General features: G+C 72.3%; 15 protein-coding genes. 7 read left to right on the forward strand and 8 right to left on the reverse strand.

The annotated features are described in order from the left end of the window. The 5 genes from ABZU53_RS11395 to ABZU53_RS11415 form a co-directional block, all read right to left on the reverse strand. Positions 1 to 1,125, reverse strand: a complete 1,125-nt coding sequence (locus ABZU53_RS11395) for an FAD-dependent oxidoreductase (protein ID WP_354854697.1) — start codon at positions 1,123 to 1,125, stop codon at positions 1 to 3. 902 nt (positions 1,126 to 2,027) lie between these two features. Then, a complete protein-coding gene (locus ABZU53_RS11400) occupies positions 2,028 to 3,254 on the reverse strand; it encodes a hypothetical protein (RefSeq protein WP_355065466.1) in 1,227 nt (408 codons plus the stop codon). Between the two features lie 15 nt (positions 3,255 to 3,269). Beyond that, a complete protein-coding gene (locus ABZU53_RS11405) occupies positions 3,270 to 4,208 on the reverse strand; it encodes a hypothetical protein (RefSeq protein WP_355065468.1) in 939 nt (312 codons plus the stop codon). A 13-nt stretch (positions 4,209 to 4,221) separates the two neighbouring features. Then, positions 4,222 to 5,550, reverse strand: coding sequence for a type VII secretion integral membrane protein EccD (eccD, locus tag ABZU53_RS11410; RefSeq protein ID WP_355065470.1), 1,329 nt, complete (start codon positions 5,548 to 5,550; stop codon positions 4,222 to 4,224). Beyond that, on the reverse strand, positions 5,547 to 5,801 hold the full coding sequence (locus ABZU53_RS11415; RefSeq protein WP_354854706.1) for a hypothetical protein: 255 nt from the start codon (positions 5,799 to 5,801) through the stop codon (positions 5,547 to 5,549). The genes eccD and ABZU53_RS11415 overlap by 4 nt, the downstream gene beginning before the upstream one ends. Positions 5,802 to 5,948: 147 nt before the next feature. Between ABZU53_RS11415 and ABZU53_RS11420 the strand changes: the two genes are divergently transcribed. Both ABZU53_RS11420 and ABZU53_RS11425 read left to right on the forward strand, forming a co-directional pair. Further along, positions 5,949 to 6,353, forward strand: a complete 405-nt coding sequence (locus ABZU53_RS11420) for a VOC family protein (RefSeq protein ID WP_354854708.1) — start codon at positions 5,949 to 5,951, stop codon at positions 6,351 to 6,353. Beyond that, on the forward strand, positions 6,350 to 6,508 hold the full coding sequence (locus tag ABZU53_RS11425) for a hypothetical protein (protein WP_354854710.1): 159 nt from the start codon (positions 6,350 to 6,352) through the stop codon (positions 6,506 to 6,508). The genes ABZU53_RS11420 and ABZU53_RS11425 overlap by 4 nt, the downstream gene beginning before the upstream one ends. Positions 6,509 to 6,518: 10 nt before the next feature. On the opposite strand, the gene ABZU53_RS11430 is transcribed toward ABZU53_RS11425, so the two are convergent. After that, positions 6,519 to 7,136, reverse strand: coding sequence for a pyridoxamine 5'-phosphate oxidase family protein (locus ABZU53_RS11430; protein ID WP_355065472.1), 618 nt, complete (start codon positions 7,134 to 7,136; stop codon positions 6,519 to 6,521). A gap of 164 nt (positions 7,137 to 7,300) precedes the next feature. Here ABZU53_RS11430 and ABZU53_RS11435 point away from each other — a divergent pair, with 164 nt between their 5' ends. From ABZU53_RS11435 to ABZU53_RS11445, 3 genes are read left to right on the forward strand one after another with little or no spacing between them, the layout of a single operon-like run. After that, positions 7,301 to 7,807, forward strand: a complete 507-nt coding sequence (locus ABZU53_RS11435) for a DUF2231 domain-containing protein (RefSeq protein ID WP_354854714.1) — start codon at positions 7,301 to 7,303, stop codon at positions 7,805 to 7,807. Continuing rightward, positions 7,804 to 8,355, forward strand: coding sequence for an Hsp20/alpha crystallin family protein (locus ABZU53_RS11440; RefSeq protein WP_354854716.1), 552 nt, complete (start codon positions 7,804 to 7,806; stop codon positions 8,353 to 8,355). The genes ABZU53_RS11435 and ABZU53_RS11440 overlap by 4 nt, the downstream gene beginning before the upstream one ends. Positions 8,356 to 8,363: 8 nt before the next feature. Continuing rightward, positions 8,364 to 9,470: a glycosyltransferase family 9 protein gene (locus tag ABZU53_RS11445; protein WP_355065473.1), complete on the forward strand. Its 1,107-nt coding sequence runs from the start codon at positions 8,364 to 8,366 to the stop codon at positions 9,468 to 9,470. Positions 9,471 to 9,477: 7 nt separating this feature from the next. On the opposite strand, the gene ABZU53_RS11450 is transcribed toward ABZU53_RS11445, so the two are convergent. Both ABZU53_RS11450 and rfaE2 read right to left on the reverse strand, forming a co-directional pair. Continuing rightward, on the reverse strand, positions 9,478 to 10,356 hold the full coding sequence (locus tag ABZU53_RS11450) for a glycosyltransferase family A protein (protein ID WP_355065475.1): 879 nt from the start codon (positions 10,354 to 10,356) through the stop codon (positions 9,478 to 9,480). Next, a complete protein-coding gene (gene rfaE2, locus ABZU53_RS11455; RefSeq protein WP_355065477.1) occupies positions 10,353 to 12,149 on the reverse strand; it encodes a D-glycero-beta-D-manno-heptose 1-phosphate adenylyltransferase in 1,797 nt (598 codons plus the stop codon). The genes ABZU53_RS11450 and rfaE2 overlap by 4 nt, the downstream gene beginning before the upstream one ends. Positions 12,150 to 12,329: 180 nt before the next feature. Here rfaE2 and ABZU53_RS11460 point away from each other — a divergent pair, with 180 nt between their 5' ends. Continuing rightward, positions 12,330 to 12,872: a type 1 glutamine amidotransferase domain-containing protein gene (locus ABZU53_RS11460; protein WP_355065479.1), complete on the forward strand. Its 543-nt coding sequence runs from the start codon at positions 12,330 to 12,332 to the stop codon at positions 12,870 to 12,872. Between the two features lie 166 nt (positions 12,873 to 13,038). Next, complete coding sequence (locus tag ABZU53_RS11465) at positions 13,039 to 14,715, forward strand: MDR family MFS transporter (protein WP_354854725.1); 1,677 nt, start codon at positions 13,039 to 13,041, stop codon at positions 14,713 to 14,715. The last annotated feature ends 41 nt before the right edge of the window (positions 14,716 to 14,756 follow it).

Below are 14,756 nucleotides of genomic sequence, written 5' to 3' on the forward strand. Positions count from 1 at the left end.
TCACCGGCTCGTCGGTGCGAAACGCTCGAACCGGAAGGCGGCCAGTTCCTCGCTCCGGTCCTCGCCGAGAACCCCGGCCGCGACCAGGCCAGCGGCGTGCACGCTCAGCGTCACGCCGCTGTGCGAGACGGCGAAGTGGAAGTTGGGCAGCTCCGCTACGCGACCCAGCACCGGCAGACCGTCGCCGGGAATAGGCCGTTCACCCACCCGGACGTTCTCCACAGTCGCGGCGGCGATCCCCGGATAGAGCCTGCGGCCCGCGTCGAGCACCCGATCGATCGCCGACCGCTCGACGTCGATCTCCCCGGTGTCGGCGACGTACGCCGCGCCGTCGATCCCGTGGCTGTGCAACAGCAGCCGTCCGCCGCCGTCCGGGCGCAGGTGGACGTGCGGAGCGTGGACGACCCGGGACACCGCGACGGCGACCGGTGAGGTGTGCACGAGCACGCCGCGCGTGTTGCGCATCGGCAGGTCCAGCCCGGCCAGCGCGGCGACCCGGGCCGCCCACGGCCCGGCGCAGTTCACCACGGCGTCCGTCCGGAACTGCCGACCGGAGGCGAGTCGGGCGGTACGCACGCTGCCCCCGCCCACCTCCAGGCCGGTGAGGGCGTCGTCGCGTACCAGCTCGGCGCCCTGGGACACCGCGTACGACAGCAGGTGGCCGATCAGGCGCCTCGGCTCGATCCAGCCCTCGCGCGGGAAGAACGCGATCCCGTCCGCCGGCAGTTCGGCGGCGGCGATGTCCCGTTCGAGGCGTACCGCCTCCGCCCGGCTGAGCCAACGCGCCTCGTACCCGTATTCGAGGAGCCCGGCGACCTTCGCGTGTAGTCGCCCGTACCCATCGGCGTCGGCGGCCCATTCCAGGTTGCCGTCCTCGTGGTACCAGTCGCTGCCCGGCACCCCGGCCGCCAGTTCCCGGTGCGCGTGCATGGCCGCGACGCTGAGGTCGTGGTACGAGCGGGGCTGTTTGCCGCAGGAGTTGGTCCACGAGAACGTCGCGCCGGAGGTGCCGCCGCCCGGTGCGCCAGCGTCCACGACGGTGACGCGGGCGCCGCGCCGCGTCAGCGCTGCGGTCACCGCCGCGCCGTACACACCGGCACCGATGACCACCACTTGCCCGACCATGCCCATGCTCGTGCCTCCCCATCGATGTAACTAGTTACATCGGAGCACGGGTCGTCTGATCAAGTCAACGGGCAATGGCCAACGGTGCCCCCGCTTACCCCCCGAAAACCCCTGCTAAAGGTCCACTGTGAGTGACCAACGTGGACCAGTTGTTGATGGCGTCTGTGCAGGTCAACGATGGATTTCGGCAATCGATGACAAGCTTCGGAACGTGATGTTCGGTAAGCGTAGGTGGACGGTTCGATTCCGTCCGGCGGCTCGGTATTCGGGGCTCCGCCCCTCTGGCCCGCCGCTGCTGGCACACTCGCCAACTGAGTCACGACGTCGCGAGCGCGATGGAGGTGAGGGGTGAGTTTCTCGCGCGCATGGGAAGCGACAGCGCCGGGGCCGTACGGGCTTGGTGAGGTCTACGACGACGTGACGTACGGCAAGCTACCGCCGCTGCCCGAGCGGCTGTTCACCGGGACGTTCGACTGGCTGACTCCGAAAGCGGCGGGAACGGGGTCGTACTACATGGCACCAAACCCCGTACGCGTGGATGGTCTTGACGCGTTCAACCGACGTCTCGCACGGCACGGCCTTGCTCTGCCGGCAGCGTTCGTGGTGTTCATGGCGAGCAGCCGCCTGCAGAGCTCCGTGCCGTCGTGCTTGGCCTGCGAGTGGGAGATCTCGCCCCGGTTGGTGGCCAGCCCCATCGAGGACCACGCATTCATGATGCGGTTCATGAACGATCAGCAGGGTTGCGGCTACTGGTATCTGTACCTGGGCTCCGACGGCTCCAGTCCTGTGGTGTGTAGCGCTTCGAGCTACGAACCCGCGGACGGTGACGAACCGCTGAAGATGGACCCGGCGAGTTTCTTGGCGGACGTCCAGTGGACGGCACCGGGTTTCGAGCACTTCGTCTACCGGTACTGGGTTGAGAATGTCGCCTGGTTCGAGCTGGTCTCGTCGAGGGTGCCGCGTACGGTCACCGGCGGGGACGCGGTCAGATCCTCCAGGGTGACCGAGTCGCCGTCGACGGTGATCCGGCGGGAGACGTCGCCGGGTTCGTGCAGCCGGTCGGCGAGCAGGTGCACCACGGTGACGCCGAGGCTGGCCAGACCGACCGTCTGGTCGGGGCTGGCCAGCACGCGGGCGAGCTCACCGTGTGCGTCGTCGATGACCAGCAGCCGTGGCCGGGCCTTCGCCTCCGTACGCCCGACACCGTGCCGGAACGACTTGAGCGCGCTGGTGGTCCGCTCCTCCAGATCCTCGCTGAGCAGTTCGACGAGCGTCTGTACGGTGGTGACCAGCAGCGGGGTCGGGCCGGACGGGCCGATCGAGGTCCGGTCGAGCAGATGTGGCAGCCACCGTGCCCAACGCCAGGTCCGGGCGCGCTCGGGGGTGGTGATGATCGCGAGCGTCACGTCGTCGGGGGCGTGGAACGTGGCGACCTGCACGAGGATCGCCCGGGCGAGGGCGACGGCGTCCGCGTAGTTCGGTGTTATCACGCTGACATCCCCGGCGCAGTCCAGGTTCGCCCGCAGCGGCAGCCCGGGTACCAGCGCGAATCGGCGGATCAGTGAGCGCGCCTCGTGACGCATGAACGGATCGAGCGGATTGGTGGGCGTGCTCTGCTCGCGTAGCTCGATCGTGCGGACGGGCAGCGAACCCGTGCCCAGCCGTACGTGCAGAAAGTCGATGTCGGCGCGTCGGCGTTCCCACAGTCGGGCCGGGCTGCGGATCACGTCGAGCAGCCGATTCACCGGCGGGTCGAGGAGGTTCGCCTCCTCCCGCAGACGCTGCTCGGACTCGCGCAACTGGTCGCGCAGTTCCTCCAGGTAGTCCTGGTAGCGCTCGCGCTGTGCCCGGCGCTGCCGGCCGGCCTTGCCCAGCTGGGTGAGGTACATCGCCCCGGCGGCGCCCAGCGCCGCCACCATGACCACGGCGCCCAGAGCCGCGAAGCCGGAGCCGCGCAGGAACATCATCATGCTCATCGCCACCCCGGCGCCGGCCATGGGCAGCAACGCCTGGAGCCCCATCGCGGACTTGCCGTCGGGCAGTTGCGGTGGCGGGTCCAGCACGAGTGGATCCATTGCGGCCATCGGGCGGGCCATCCGGGCGGGGCGGTGCACCATGCGCGTCGACATGCGGGGGGCCTCCGGTCACATCCGCCGAGCGCGACTCAGCGCCAGCGCGGCGGCGCGGGTCGCCTCCACGAGCGTCGCCTCGCCGACCCGCGACGGGGTGATGAGCGCACCGGCGGCGAGGTGACGGTCGTAGGGCAGCACCACCACCGGTACGCCGGTCTGCTCGATCAGCTCACGGGCGGCGCCGTGGATCAGCGTCGCGCGGCCGTGCGGGTTGCTCGCGCTCAACACGACGATCACGCGCTCCAGCCATGACCCGTAGCCGTCGTCGACGATCCGGCGCAGCGTCTGGTAGGTGCTCCGAACCCCGTCGGGTGTCGCCGCCGCGACGAGCACCACCGCGTGCGCGTCGGCCATCACCCCCGCCGGGGTACGGGCCTCCAGGCCGGGTGGGCAGTCGGTGACGGTGACGGCGAAGAGACGCGACAGTGCGCGCGTGACAGCGGTGCACAGGTTCGGGTTGGTGGTGCCGCTCGGCAGTACCCAGAGACCTGTCCCGGTGCGTGGGAGGAGTGGTTCGAGGTCGCGCAGGTCGCCGCCCCGGCCCGCGAGCAGTCCGGGTGCCAGCCGTTGCAGTGACGGGTCGCTCGGGGCGCCGAGCCGCCAGGTCAGCGAGCCCTCGTACGGGTCCGCGTCGGCGGCGAGCACCGGATCGGCGCGACGCGCGGCGAACACCGACGCCAGCAGCGCGGCAAGCGTGGACTTCCCCGCGCCACCCTGCACGGAGGCCACCGCGATCCGCCGGCCGGTGTGCACGGGTGCCTGCACCTCGGCGGCGAGGTCGGCGAGTTCCCGGGTCTGCCGGCCGCTGGCGAACATCCGGCTGGCGCTGCGCCACGTACGCCGTAGCGCGGAGTCGCCGGAGGGGGGCCTGCGCGCGATCGACAGGTCGTCCGGCTCCGACGCCGGCGGGTCGGCCGGCGGCGCGGTGCGCGGCACCGGTGGAGCGCTCATGCCACCGCCTCAGTCAGAAGGTGTCGAGAAGTCGCGAGTAGAGCCCGAACACCCCGACGGCGACGGGCACCAGCGCCATCACCGTCAGGGCCTCGACGCGATCGGCGACCTGCCGGCCTCGCGCCAGGACGTGCGGCGGCGGCCGGTACGCCAGGACCGCCAGGGCCACCGCGCAGACGCCGAGTGCCGCCACCGCCGTGCCCCACCAGGTGCCGGGCCGCTCCCGTACCCAGCACAACAGCAGGCCGCCCGCGATGGTCAGCGCGCCGGCCACCAGCGTCACCACCTCGGCCGCCAGTGGAAAGGCGCGCATCCGCAGCAGCAGGGCGCCGGCCACCAGGGCTGCCAGCACCAGTCGCCACGGGCCCGGCGTCGACGCGAGGATGAGCCCGGCGAGCGTCGCCGAGGTCGCCGCCGCGATCGCCGCGACGGCCAGCCCGCGATGCGCGGAGTCCACTGCGGCCTGTACCGATACCCGGCTCACCGGCTCGTCGTTGCTGCGGCGGTCGTCGAGACGGGTGAGGCCCGATGTGATCATCGCGATCCGCGGCAGCAGCCCCAGCACGCCCACCGACGCGATCGCCAGCACCGCCGCGACCCGCTCGGCGGGCATGCCGAGCAGCAGCGGCACGCTCCAGCCCGCGACCAGGGCCAGCATCGTGCCGCCACCGAGTACGCCAGCGCGCCCGTTACCCGTTACGGCACCCACCGCGAGGACGGTGCAGCCGATCACCACGGTCCACAGTGCCCACCGGGGGGTGCGGGTGTCCGTCCAGCCGGGCACGGCGGTCATCACCATCGCGGCGCCGCTCAAGAGCACCGCCACCCCGATCCTGCGTCTGCCCGCCATCCCGACGAGGAGGCCGGCGAGGGCGACCGCGCCGCCGACGACGCTGACCGCGGCAGGCCCGAGGTGCGGGCCGGCGAGCAGTGCCGCCACCCCGGCGGCCACCAGGCAGGCGGTGGTGGCGGTCCACGTACGGGGGACGTCACCCCACCGACCGCGCCGCCGGACGAGGTCGTCGCCGACCTCGTCGGAGACATCGTGGACGATCGCCGCCGGCGGTGCCTCGGAGATCGGGTCGACCCGCAACAGCGCGCCGTCGGGCACGGCGGCCTGCCGAAGGCTGCCGGCCGGGTCGAGCACCGTGCCGTCGAGGGTGCTGATCTGGTAGCCCCGCGAATCGTCAGTCGGCGGGTGGCCCACCAGCGCGACGACCTCGGGCAGCAGCAGGCCGAGCGGCTCGTCGGCGGGCAGCACGAGGTCGATGCGTCGGTGTGGCCCGGCCAGGGTCACCCGACTGAGGTGACCGGCGGAGGCGAGGGTCCGCGGTTGGGTCATCGCGGACCCGTGGGTTGGATCGGTGCCGGGTTGCGTGCCCTCTGCTGCTCGGCGACGACGTTCTGAAGGAAGGACCAGCCGACACACACGGCGCAGGCCACCGCCGCCAGCACGAGACCGGTACGCAACCACCGGAACCCGTCACCCGTGGCGCGGACCCGGCGCTGCCTGCCCCACAGCAGCAGCTCACGCATGCGGGCGCGACGAACCGCGACCGACTCGATGAGCTGCGTGTCGAATTCCCGAGCCACGGCTCGATTCTATCCACGGCCGCTAATTCGATCGGGGGACGTGATCTCGCGGGTGCCGGGTCGGCACGCCGCGACCGCGCGCTGATGGTGACTGTCGCAGCCGCGTTCTATGGTGGCCATACCTCAGAGATCCCGGAGCGTCAGCCCATGACATTTGCGCCCCTGACCATCAGTCTGCCCATCGCCGACCGCACGACCTCGTACCACTTCTACCGCGACGGTCTCGGCCTCGAAGCGGTGGGCGAGCTGGCCGACGACGGAATCCCGGAGCCGTTGCAGTTCGTGGTCAACGACGGGCTGCGCCTGATGCTCGTCCCGACCGGCGGCTTCGGGTGGGTGATCGGCCCGCGCGAGGTCGCCCCGAGGGGGCAGAGCGAGTGCCTGCTCGCCCTGGGCGCCGCCACCGAGGCCGACGCGGGCGCGATCGTCGAGCGGGCGGGCGCCGCGGGCGGCGAGGTGGTCGCCGAGCCGACCACGCGACCCTGGGGGTACGCGGGCGTCTTCGCCGACCCGGACGGTCACCTGTGGATGGTGTCGGTCACCCCGGGGTGACCGGCGCGGAGGCTCTGGCGCTGCGGCGAGCCCTCGTCGAGCGCGACCCGGGAGGACATCCACGAGGTGACCGCGACCGGTTCGGTTCGTGGCCGGAGACCGGCTCCGGCATCTCCCGCGAGTCGTTCGGCAATCCGTCCGGCTGGTCGAGCTGACCGGCCTGCGTCAGACGTAGATCTTCGTGGCGTACTCCGGGCCGTAGTGCCTCTCCAGGTCCTCCAGGCTCTCGGAGGGCCCCTCGACCTCCTTGATCAGGCGTGCGCGGGTCGGCAGCGCGTCGGGCTGCCAGGTCTCCGGCTGCCACAGCGCGGACCGCAGGAACGCCTTCGCGCAGTGGTAGAAGATCTGCTCGATCTCCACCACCACGGCGAGCACCGGCCGGTGCCCCTTGACGACCATGTCGTCGAACCAGGGCGCGTCGCGTACCAGGCGGGCCCGCCCGTTGATGCGCAGCGTGTCGGTGCGACCCGGGATCAGGAAGAGCAGCCCGACGTGCGGGTTGTCCAGGATGTTGCGGTAGCCGTCGGCCCGCTTGTTGCCCGGCCGCTCCGGCAGTGCGATGGTCGTGTCGTCCAGCACCAGCGTGAACCCGGCCGGGTCGCCCTTGGGCGAGACGTCGCAGCTGCCGTCCGCGCCGGCCGTCGCCATCAGGCAGAACGGGGCGGCGGCGAGCCACTGCCGGTCGCGCTCGTGCAGGCGGGCGCGGTCCTTGTTGGCGGCGCGTACGCCCGGTGTGCCGAGCAGCTCGCGTAGTTCCTCGTGCGAAGTGATCTCCACCGTCACGCGATCCTCCCCCAGCCGTTGACCCGGGTGGCGGCGCCACCGTCGCCAGCCTAGGCCCGCGTGGCCAGCGCGAGGTTTGCCCCCGGTCGCCCGGGGTAGGGCCTCACCCGACACGCCCGCCGCTCATACCGTCCGCAGGAAAGCCGACCAGTGGAGGCCGGGAGATGGAGAGCCGACTCAAGGTGCTGGGTCATCCAGTCCATCCGATGCTTGTCATGTTCCCGGTCGCGCTGTTGGTCACCGCGGTGCTCTTCGACATCATCGACACGGTCGGCGGGCCGGACTTCCTCGGCGAGGTCGCGTACTGGAACATCACCGTCGGCCTGATCGGCGGCCTGCTCGCCGCGGCGGCCGGCTCGTTCGACCTGCTGGCGATCCCGACCGGCACCCGCGCGAAGCGGGTGGGTCTGCTGCACGCGGGCGCCAACGTCGCGGTGATCCTGCTCTTCGCCGCCGTGTGGGTGGTCCGGCTCAACGCCGACTCGCGGGCCGCCGGTGGCGCGCTGATCGCCATCGAGGTCGTCGCGGTGGCGATCCTCGGCATCAGCGCCTGGCTCGGTGGCGAACTGGTCGACCGGCTCGGTGTGGGCGTCGACCGCGACGCCGGTCTGGATGCGCCCAGCTCACTGCGGCCCACCACGGCCACCCGGCGGATCGGAGACGTGCGATGAGCGAGCAGCAGCAGACCGGCGGTTTCGGCCGGGGGTGGCGCGGCCGGCAACAGGGCTGGGACCCGATGGGCGAGTTGCAGTCGCTGCGCGCCGAGCTGAGCCGGCTGGTCGGCGGCCGGGCCGGGTCGTCCGACGTCGAGCTGACCGAGACCGCGGACGGCTGGCAGGTCGTCGTCCGGCTGCCGGGCGTCGCGCCCGAGGAGGTGGCCGTCGAGCTGGACGACCGCGAGCTGTGCGTGCGGGCCCGCTCCGAGGCGGAGGTCAACGCCGATCAGGGCATTCCCGGGGGCTTCGAGACGCGCGGTTTCGAGTACCGCATCGACCTGCCGTCCCGGGTCGACCCGGAGGGCATCGACGCGGTGATGGACCACGGGCTGCTGCGCGTCCGGCTGCCCCGGGCGGCGCGACCCACGGCGCGCACCATCACCGTCGGCCGCGCCGGGCCGCGCTCGGGCGGCCTCTCCGGTGGTACGCCGATAGCGGCCGATCCCGCCGCGGACCGGGAGCTGCACCACCCGGACAGCGTCGGCGAGATCGACCGGGAGTAGCGCGCCACGTGGTCACCCCGTCCCTGCTCGGCCCGACGGCGGGGCGAGTCGAAGACGTGCGCCGGATCGCGGTGCTGCGCGCCAACGCCCTCGGCGACTTCATCTTCGTTCTGCCGGCGTTGGACGCGTTGCGCGCCGCGTACCCCTCGGCGGAGATCGTGCTGCTCGGGGCGCCGTGGCACGCGAAGCTCTGGCGCGACCGGCCCGGCCCGGTGGACCGGGTGCTGGTGGTGCCGCCGGGCCCCGGCATTCGGGAGCCGGAGGCCGGTGAGCCGGCGTCCACGATCGACGACTTCGTGGCGGCGGCCAGCGGCGAGGGTTTCGACCTGGCGGTGCAGGCCCACGGCGGTGGCGCGAACTCCAACCCGTTGATCAGCCGCCTCGGTGCCCGGGTGACGGTCGGGTTGCGCGCCGAGGACGCGCCGCCGCTGGACCGGTGGGTCCGCTACGTGTACTACCAGCACGAGGTGATCCGCTATCTGGAGGCGGTGGCCCTGGTGGGCGCTCCGGCGACCACCATCGTGCCGACGCTCGCGGTCACCGACGCGGACCGGGCCGAGGCCGAGCAGGTGCTCGGTCCACCGGCCCGCCTTCGGGTGGCGCTGCATCCGGGCGCTTCCGACACCCGGCGCCGCTGGCCGGCCGAGCGGTTCGCCGAGGTGGCCCGTGCGCTGCACGGCGACGGGTACGAGGTGCTGGTGACCGGTACGCCCTCCGAGCGGGAGGTGGTGGACCAGGTGGCCGCGGCGGCGGGGGTGCCGGTCCGGCCGCAGGTGGGCACGCTCAGTCTCGGCGGGCTGGCCGGCTGCTACGCCAGTTGCGCGCTGGTCGTCTCCAACGACACCGGCCCGCTGCACCTGGCCGCGGCGGTTGGCACGTCGACGGTGGGCATCTTCTGGGTCGGCAACCTGATCAACACGGCGACGCCGTTGCGCGGCCGGCACCGGCCGATCAGCTCCTGGATGGTGCACTGCCCGGTCTGCGGCGTGGACTGCACGCCGGGCATCTACCCGCACCGGCCGGGCGACGGCGAGTGCCCGCACCGCGACTCGTTCGTCATCGACGTGCCGGTGGCCGAGGTGCTGGAATCGGCCCGCGAACTGCTCAGCCCGTAGGCGGCGCTCAGGCCGGCTGTGGGGTGTCCTCGTCGGCGAGGACAACCTCCCACGCCTCCACGTCCCGTTCGGTGACCGTGGTGGGGGTCTCCAGGTGGTAGGCGCCGCTGGGCAGGATGCCCGCCCCGCCGTGGCGGGCCAGCACCGCGAGCTGGGCGGCCACGTCCTCGCCCTGGTGTCTCTCGTGCACCCGCCGCCAGAAGTCGAAGCCCCCGGAGTCGACGAGCTTGGCCCGGTCGTAGAGCACGCATCCGCCGATCCAGGACACCTTGTACGCCCGCCACGCGCCCGGCGGCAGCGCCAGCTCGGCGGTGACGTGCAGCAGGTTGGCCGCCGAGTGGATGCGGGCCCGGTCCCACTCGGCGGTGCCCGGCCGGATCCGCTCCGGGACGGGCCGGCCGGCCCACTCCTCGTAGTGCCGGTGTGTGTCCGGTCGTACGTCCTCGGTGTACGACAGGCCGTGCACGCCGTTGCCGACGAACCCGCAGTCCAGCTCCTCGATCGCGGTGACCAGCCGGTGCAGCGCCCCGGGCTCCAGCCAGACGTCGTCGTCGAGGTTGAGCACGTACCGGGCGGAGGACGCGGCGAGCAGATAGGCACGGTGCTCGGCCAGCCCGCGGCGCGGCAGCCGGCGGGTCAACAGCACCGGGTGGCCCGCGTGGCGTAGCGCCCGGACCATGGTGGCCGCGGCGGGGTGGGCGTACGCCGGATCGCCGTCGGACTGGTCGCTGACCACCACGCCGAAGCCGGGAACCCCGCCCTGGGCGGCGAGCCCGGCCAGGGTGACGGCCAGTTCGGCGGGCCGGTTACGGGTCGGGACCAACACGTCGACCAGCCGGTCGGCACGGAACTCCGCCGGGGTGCCGAGGGCGAGGGGCCGGTTCACGACGCCTGGGTGCGGGGGCTCAGCGACGGGTCGGTGGCGTGCGACGACGGGTCATGGCTGTGTGACCGGATCCGGTCGATGATCGCCGAGGTGGACCGGTCCGGCACGTACCCCAGCGTGCGCACCTGACCGCCGAGTCGGCGTACCAGCGGCGCCTCCGGCACCAGCTCCGGCGGATAGTCGCCGCCCTTGACGTACACGTCGGGCCGGACCGCCTCGATCAGCGCGGCGGGCGAGTCCTCCTCGAACACCACCACGTGGTCCACGCAGGACAGCGCGGCCAGCAGGGCGCCTCGGTCCTCGACCGGGTTGACCGGTCGGTCCGGCCCCTTGAGCCGGCGTACGCTGCCGTCCGAGTTGACCGCCACGATGAGCAGGTCGCCCAGGGCACGGGCCTGTTCCAGGTAGCGCACGTGCCCGGGGTGCAGCACGTCGAAGCAGCCGTTGGTGAACACCACGGACCGGCCCGCCTCGCGATGCTCGGCGACGATCGCGTCCAGTTCGTCGGTGCCGACCACCGCCGGGTGCCCGACGGTCTCCGGTGGCATGTCGAGGGCGGCCAGCAGGTCGTTGCGCAGGCACACACAGGTGCCGGTGTCGGACACGGTGATGGTGGCCGCGAGCTGGGCGAGTTGCGCGGCGGTGGGCAGCGGCGCGTCGGCGGCCAGGGCCAGCGTCATCGCCGCCAGGTACGCGTCTCCCGCGCCCACCGCGTGGCTCGCGGGGACCGGGGTGCTGTGGCTGCGCCGCCGTTCCCCGTCCGCGCCGCCGACCACCGCGCCGTCGGTGTCCAGGGTCACCGCGACCACGTCCGCGCCGGTGTGCGCGCGCAGCTCGGCGAGGCGCGACTCGGCCAGTACGGCCCGGTCGACGCCCGCTCCGGCCTCGGTGTTCACTGTGACGCCGGTGCCGGTGACGCTGAGGCCGTCGCCGGTGAGGGCCACCCGACCCTCGCTCGGGGTGGGCTCGCCGACCGGGCCGGGCCGGTCGTCCGCGCGGGCCTCGCCCGGAGCGGCGCCGACGCTCAGCTCGGACGGCCCGTCGGCCGGATCGTTGTCAGGGTGTTCCAGGTGCAGGTCGGTGCCGGCGGTCGAACGGTTCGGGCCACCGGCACGGGCCAGCAGCCGGGTCGCCTCGGCGAAGCTGGGGGTGACCACCGTCGGCGCGAGCCCTCGCCAGTCGGCGAGGTCGTGGGCGTCCAGCGCGACCGTGGCGTACCGCTCGCGCTGTTCGACCAGCCACGCGCGGACCGGCGCGGACAGCGCACCCAGACCGTAGTCGCAGACCACCAGGGTCGGCGCCTCTCCGCCGGCAGCGGCGCGCAGCTCCTCGGTGGCGCAGTCCAGCGCCGTGAGCAGCCGGTCCACCCCGTCCGGGTCGAGAGCGTCGTCCGCGTCGCCGGAGTCCTCGCGGAGCAGGATCTGGTTGCCGGCGAGCATCCGCCGCTTCACGGGGGTGGGCCGACCGGGCTGGTTGACCGTACGGTCCCAGACGCCGGCCCGGTCCAGACAGTCGTGCAGTTCGTCGCCGGCGACGTCGGCGCCGACCGGCGCCACCAGCACGGCCCGACCGCCGAGGGTGGCGACGTTGACCGCGGTGTTCGCGGCCCCACCGGCGGCGGAGATCCGTCGGCGCAGGGTGAGGACCGGGGCGGGCGCCTCCCGGCAGAGCCGGTCGGAGTCGGCGAACCGCCACTCGTCCAGCATGGCGTCGCCGACGATCAGGACCGGGCGCCCGAGCCAGCTCTCCACGACGGTGGCGAGCCGGCGCTGTTCCGCTGCTGCTCCTGCCATGCCTCCCCGGGTCCCCAGCGGCCCTCCGGACAAACCCCCCGCCGGGACCGGCTGCGCCGCGGGTCCGCGTCCTTTCGTCCCACCCTCGTCGACGGGGTGCCCGTCGTACCGACGTGGGGTGTTTCGGGCGTTGGAGGCCGGGAAGGGAATTGCGGTACCCCGGAGAGGAGATGTACCGAGATGGCAGCGACACTGCAGGGCAAGAGGATCGCGTTCCTGGCCGCCGACGGCGTCGAGGAGGTCGAGTACGTCCAGCCGCGCGAGGCGGTCGAGAACGCCGGCGCGACTGCCGAGCTGGTCTCGCTCAAGGCCGGTTCCATCCAGTCCTTCAACCACCTGGACCAGTCCAAGACGTACGACGTGGACGTCACCGTGGACAAGGCGGACGCCGCCGGGTACGACGCGCTGGTGCTGCCGGGCGGGGTGGCGAACCCGGACTTCCTGCGGTCCGACCCGGACGCGGTGCGGTTCGTGAAGGTGTTCTTCGACGCCGGCAAGCCGGTCGGGGTGATCTGTCACGGCCCGTGGACGCTGATCGAGGCGGACGTGGTCCGTGGCCGGCGGATCACCTCCTGGCCCAGCCTGCGCACGGATCTGACCAACGCCGGCGCCACCTGGGTGGACGAGGAGTGCGTGACGGACGGCAACCTGACGAGCAGCCGCAACCCCGACGACCTTCCCGCCTTCTGCGCAAAGATCACCCAAACCTTCGCAACCCCCTAACCCGACCGGGCCCGCCCCGCCCCGGCCCAGCCCGGCCGCGTTGATCAAGAGGTTTGCGTCATCCCACCCGGCGTGTCGTGACGCGAACCTCTTGATCAACCCTGGGAGGGGTCGGGGTTTTTTGGGGTGTGGGGCATGTTCTCCGGTGGTCGGGAAAGAGGGCTTGATGACCACCGAAGCCTCTGCCGCGCCGGTACTGAATCGCCAGCAGATCCGGCTGCTGATGCTGGGCCTGATGACGGGCATGCTGCTGGCCGCCCTCGACCAGACCATCGTCGGCACGGCCCTGCCGACCATCGTCGGTGAGCTGGGTGGAATCAACCACTACTCGTGGGTGGTCACGGCGTACCTGCTCGCCTCGACCGCGTCGACCCCGCTGTACGGCAAGATGGCCGACCTGTACGGGCGTCGCCCGGTCTTCCTCTTCTCGATCGGCACGTTCCTGCTCGGGTCGCTGCTGGCCGGCTTGTCGCAGAACATGACCCAGCTGATCGTCACGCGGGGCCTCCAGGGGCTCGGTGCCGGTGGTCTGCTGACGCTGGCGTTCACGATCATCTCGGACGTGGTCTCACCTCGGGAGAGAGGCCGCTACCAGGGTCTGTTCGGGGCGGTGTTCGGCATCGCGTCGGTGGCCGGCCCGCTGGTCGGTGGGTACTTTGCCGAGACCGACTGGCGGTGGATCTTCTACATCAACGTGCCGCTGGCGATCCTGGCCATCGTGGTCTGCTACCACGTGATGCGGCTGATCCCCTTCGAGCGCCGGGACCACGCGATCGACTGGCTCGGCGCCGGCCTGCTGGTGGCCGCGGTGAGCTGCCTCCTGCTCGCGCTGAGCTGGGGCGGAAACGAGTACCCGTGGGGTTCCGGGCTGATCATCGGCCTCTTCGTCGCCGGTGCGGTGCTGGCCGTGCTCTTCGTGCTCCAGGAGGCGCGGGTCGCCGAGCCGATCCTGCCGCTGCGGCTGTTCCGCAGCGCCACGTTCGCGCTGGCCAACTCCGCCGGCTTCGTGCTCGGTCTGGTGATGTTCGGGTCGATCATCTTCATTCCGCTGTACCTCCAGATCGTCAAGGGCGCCTCGCCGACCCGCAGCGGTCTGCTGATGCTGCCGATGATGGCCGGCATCATCGTGACCTCGATCCTCACCGGCCGGGCGATGAGCCGGATCGGCCGGTACAAGTGGTTCCCGGTGGCCGGGGCGGTCACCCTGCTGGTCGGCATGCTGCTGTTCACCCGGTTGCAGGTGGGTACGTCGCTCTGGGTGGCGTTCGGCTTCATGGTGGTGATCGGCGTCGGCCTCGGTCTGTGCATGCAGTCGCTCGTCCTTGCGGTGCAGAACGCGGTCTCCGTCCGCGACCTGGGCGCCGGTACCTCGTCGGCGACGTTCTTCCGGTCGCTGGGTGGTTCGTTCGGGGTGGCGATCCTCGGCACGGTGCTCTCGTCGCGGCTCAACTCGCAGCTCGCCGACCGGTTGCCCGGTGCGATCGCCCAGCTTCCACCGGAGCAGCGGGCCGCGGTCGCGGCGAGTGGCGGCACGAACATCTCGATCAACGACCCGGCGACCATCATGGCCCTGCCCGGCGCCGTCCGGGCCGCCATCCAGGCGTCGTTCGTGGAGTCGCTGCACCTGGTCTTCCTGACCACCGGGCTCGTCGCCATCGTGGCGGTGCTGGTCACCCTGGCGCTGCCGAACAACGAGCTGCGGGGTGCCGGTCCGCAGGGCGCCAAGGGCGGGGCCGACCCGCTCGGCGGTGAGGCTCCGGCGCCGGGCGGCAAGCCGCTGACCCGCGAATCCAAGGACGAGGCGGCCGCCGACATGGAGGCCAAGTCCCAGACGATGATCTGACCGTCCTCGGCCGATCGCCGGGACGGCTCCGCGACGACGGG

Origin of the sequence: Micromonospora sp. NPDC005194 (assembly GCF_040608335.1) — a bacterium.
In the GTDB taxonomy this organism is placed as follows: Bacteria; Actinomycetota; Actinomycetes; order Mycobacteriales; family Micromonosporaceae; genus Micromonospora.

Coding starts and splice junctions, on each gene's coding strand:
- ABZU53_RS11395 (WP_354854697.1), bottom strand. CDS start 1,125: ATGGTCGGGCAAGTGGTGGTCATCGGTGCCGGTGTGTACGGCGCGGCG.
- ABZU53_RS11400 (WP_355065466.1), bottom strand. CDS start 3,254: ATGTCGACGCGCATGGTGCACCGCCCCGCCCGGATGGCCCGCCCGATG.
- ABZU53_RS11405 (WP_355065468.1), bottom strand. CDS start 4,208: ATGAGCGCTCCACCGGTGCCGCGCACCGCGCCGCCGGCCGACCCGCCG.
- eccD (WP_355065470.1), bottom strand. CDS start 5,550: ATGACCCAACCGCGGACCCTCGCCTCCGCCGGTCACCTCAGTCGGGTG.
- ABZU53_RS11420 (WP_354854708.1), top strand. CDS start 5,949: ATGACATTTGCGCCCCTGACCATCAGTCTGCCCATCGCCGACCGCACG.
- ABZU53_RS11435 (WP_354854714.1), top strand. CDS start 7,301: ATGGAGAGCCGACTCAAGGTGCTGGGTCATCCAGTCCATCCGATGCTT.
- ABZU53_RS11440 (WP_354854716.1), top strand. CDS start 7,804: ATGAGCGAGCAGCAGCAGACCGGCGGTTTCGGCCGGGGGTGGCGCGGC.
- rfaE2 (WP_355065477.1), bottom strand. CDS start 12,149: ATGGCAGGAGCAGCAGCGGAACAGCGCCGGCTCGCCACCGTCGTGGAG.
- ABZU53_RS11460 (WP_355065479.1), top strand. CDS start 12,330: ATGGCAGCGACACTGCAGGGCAAGAGGATCGCGTTCCTGGCCGCCGAC.
- ABZU53_RS11465 (WP_354854725.1), top strand. CDS start 13,039: ATGACCACCGAAGCCTCTGCCGCGCCGGTACTGAATCGCCAGCAGATC.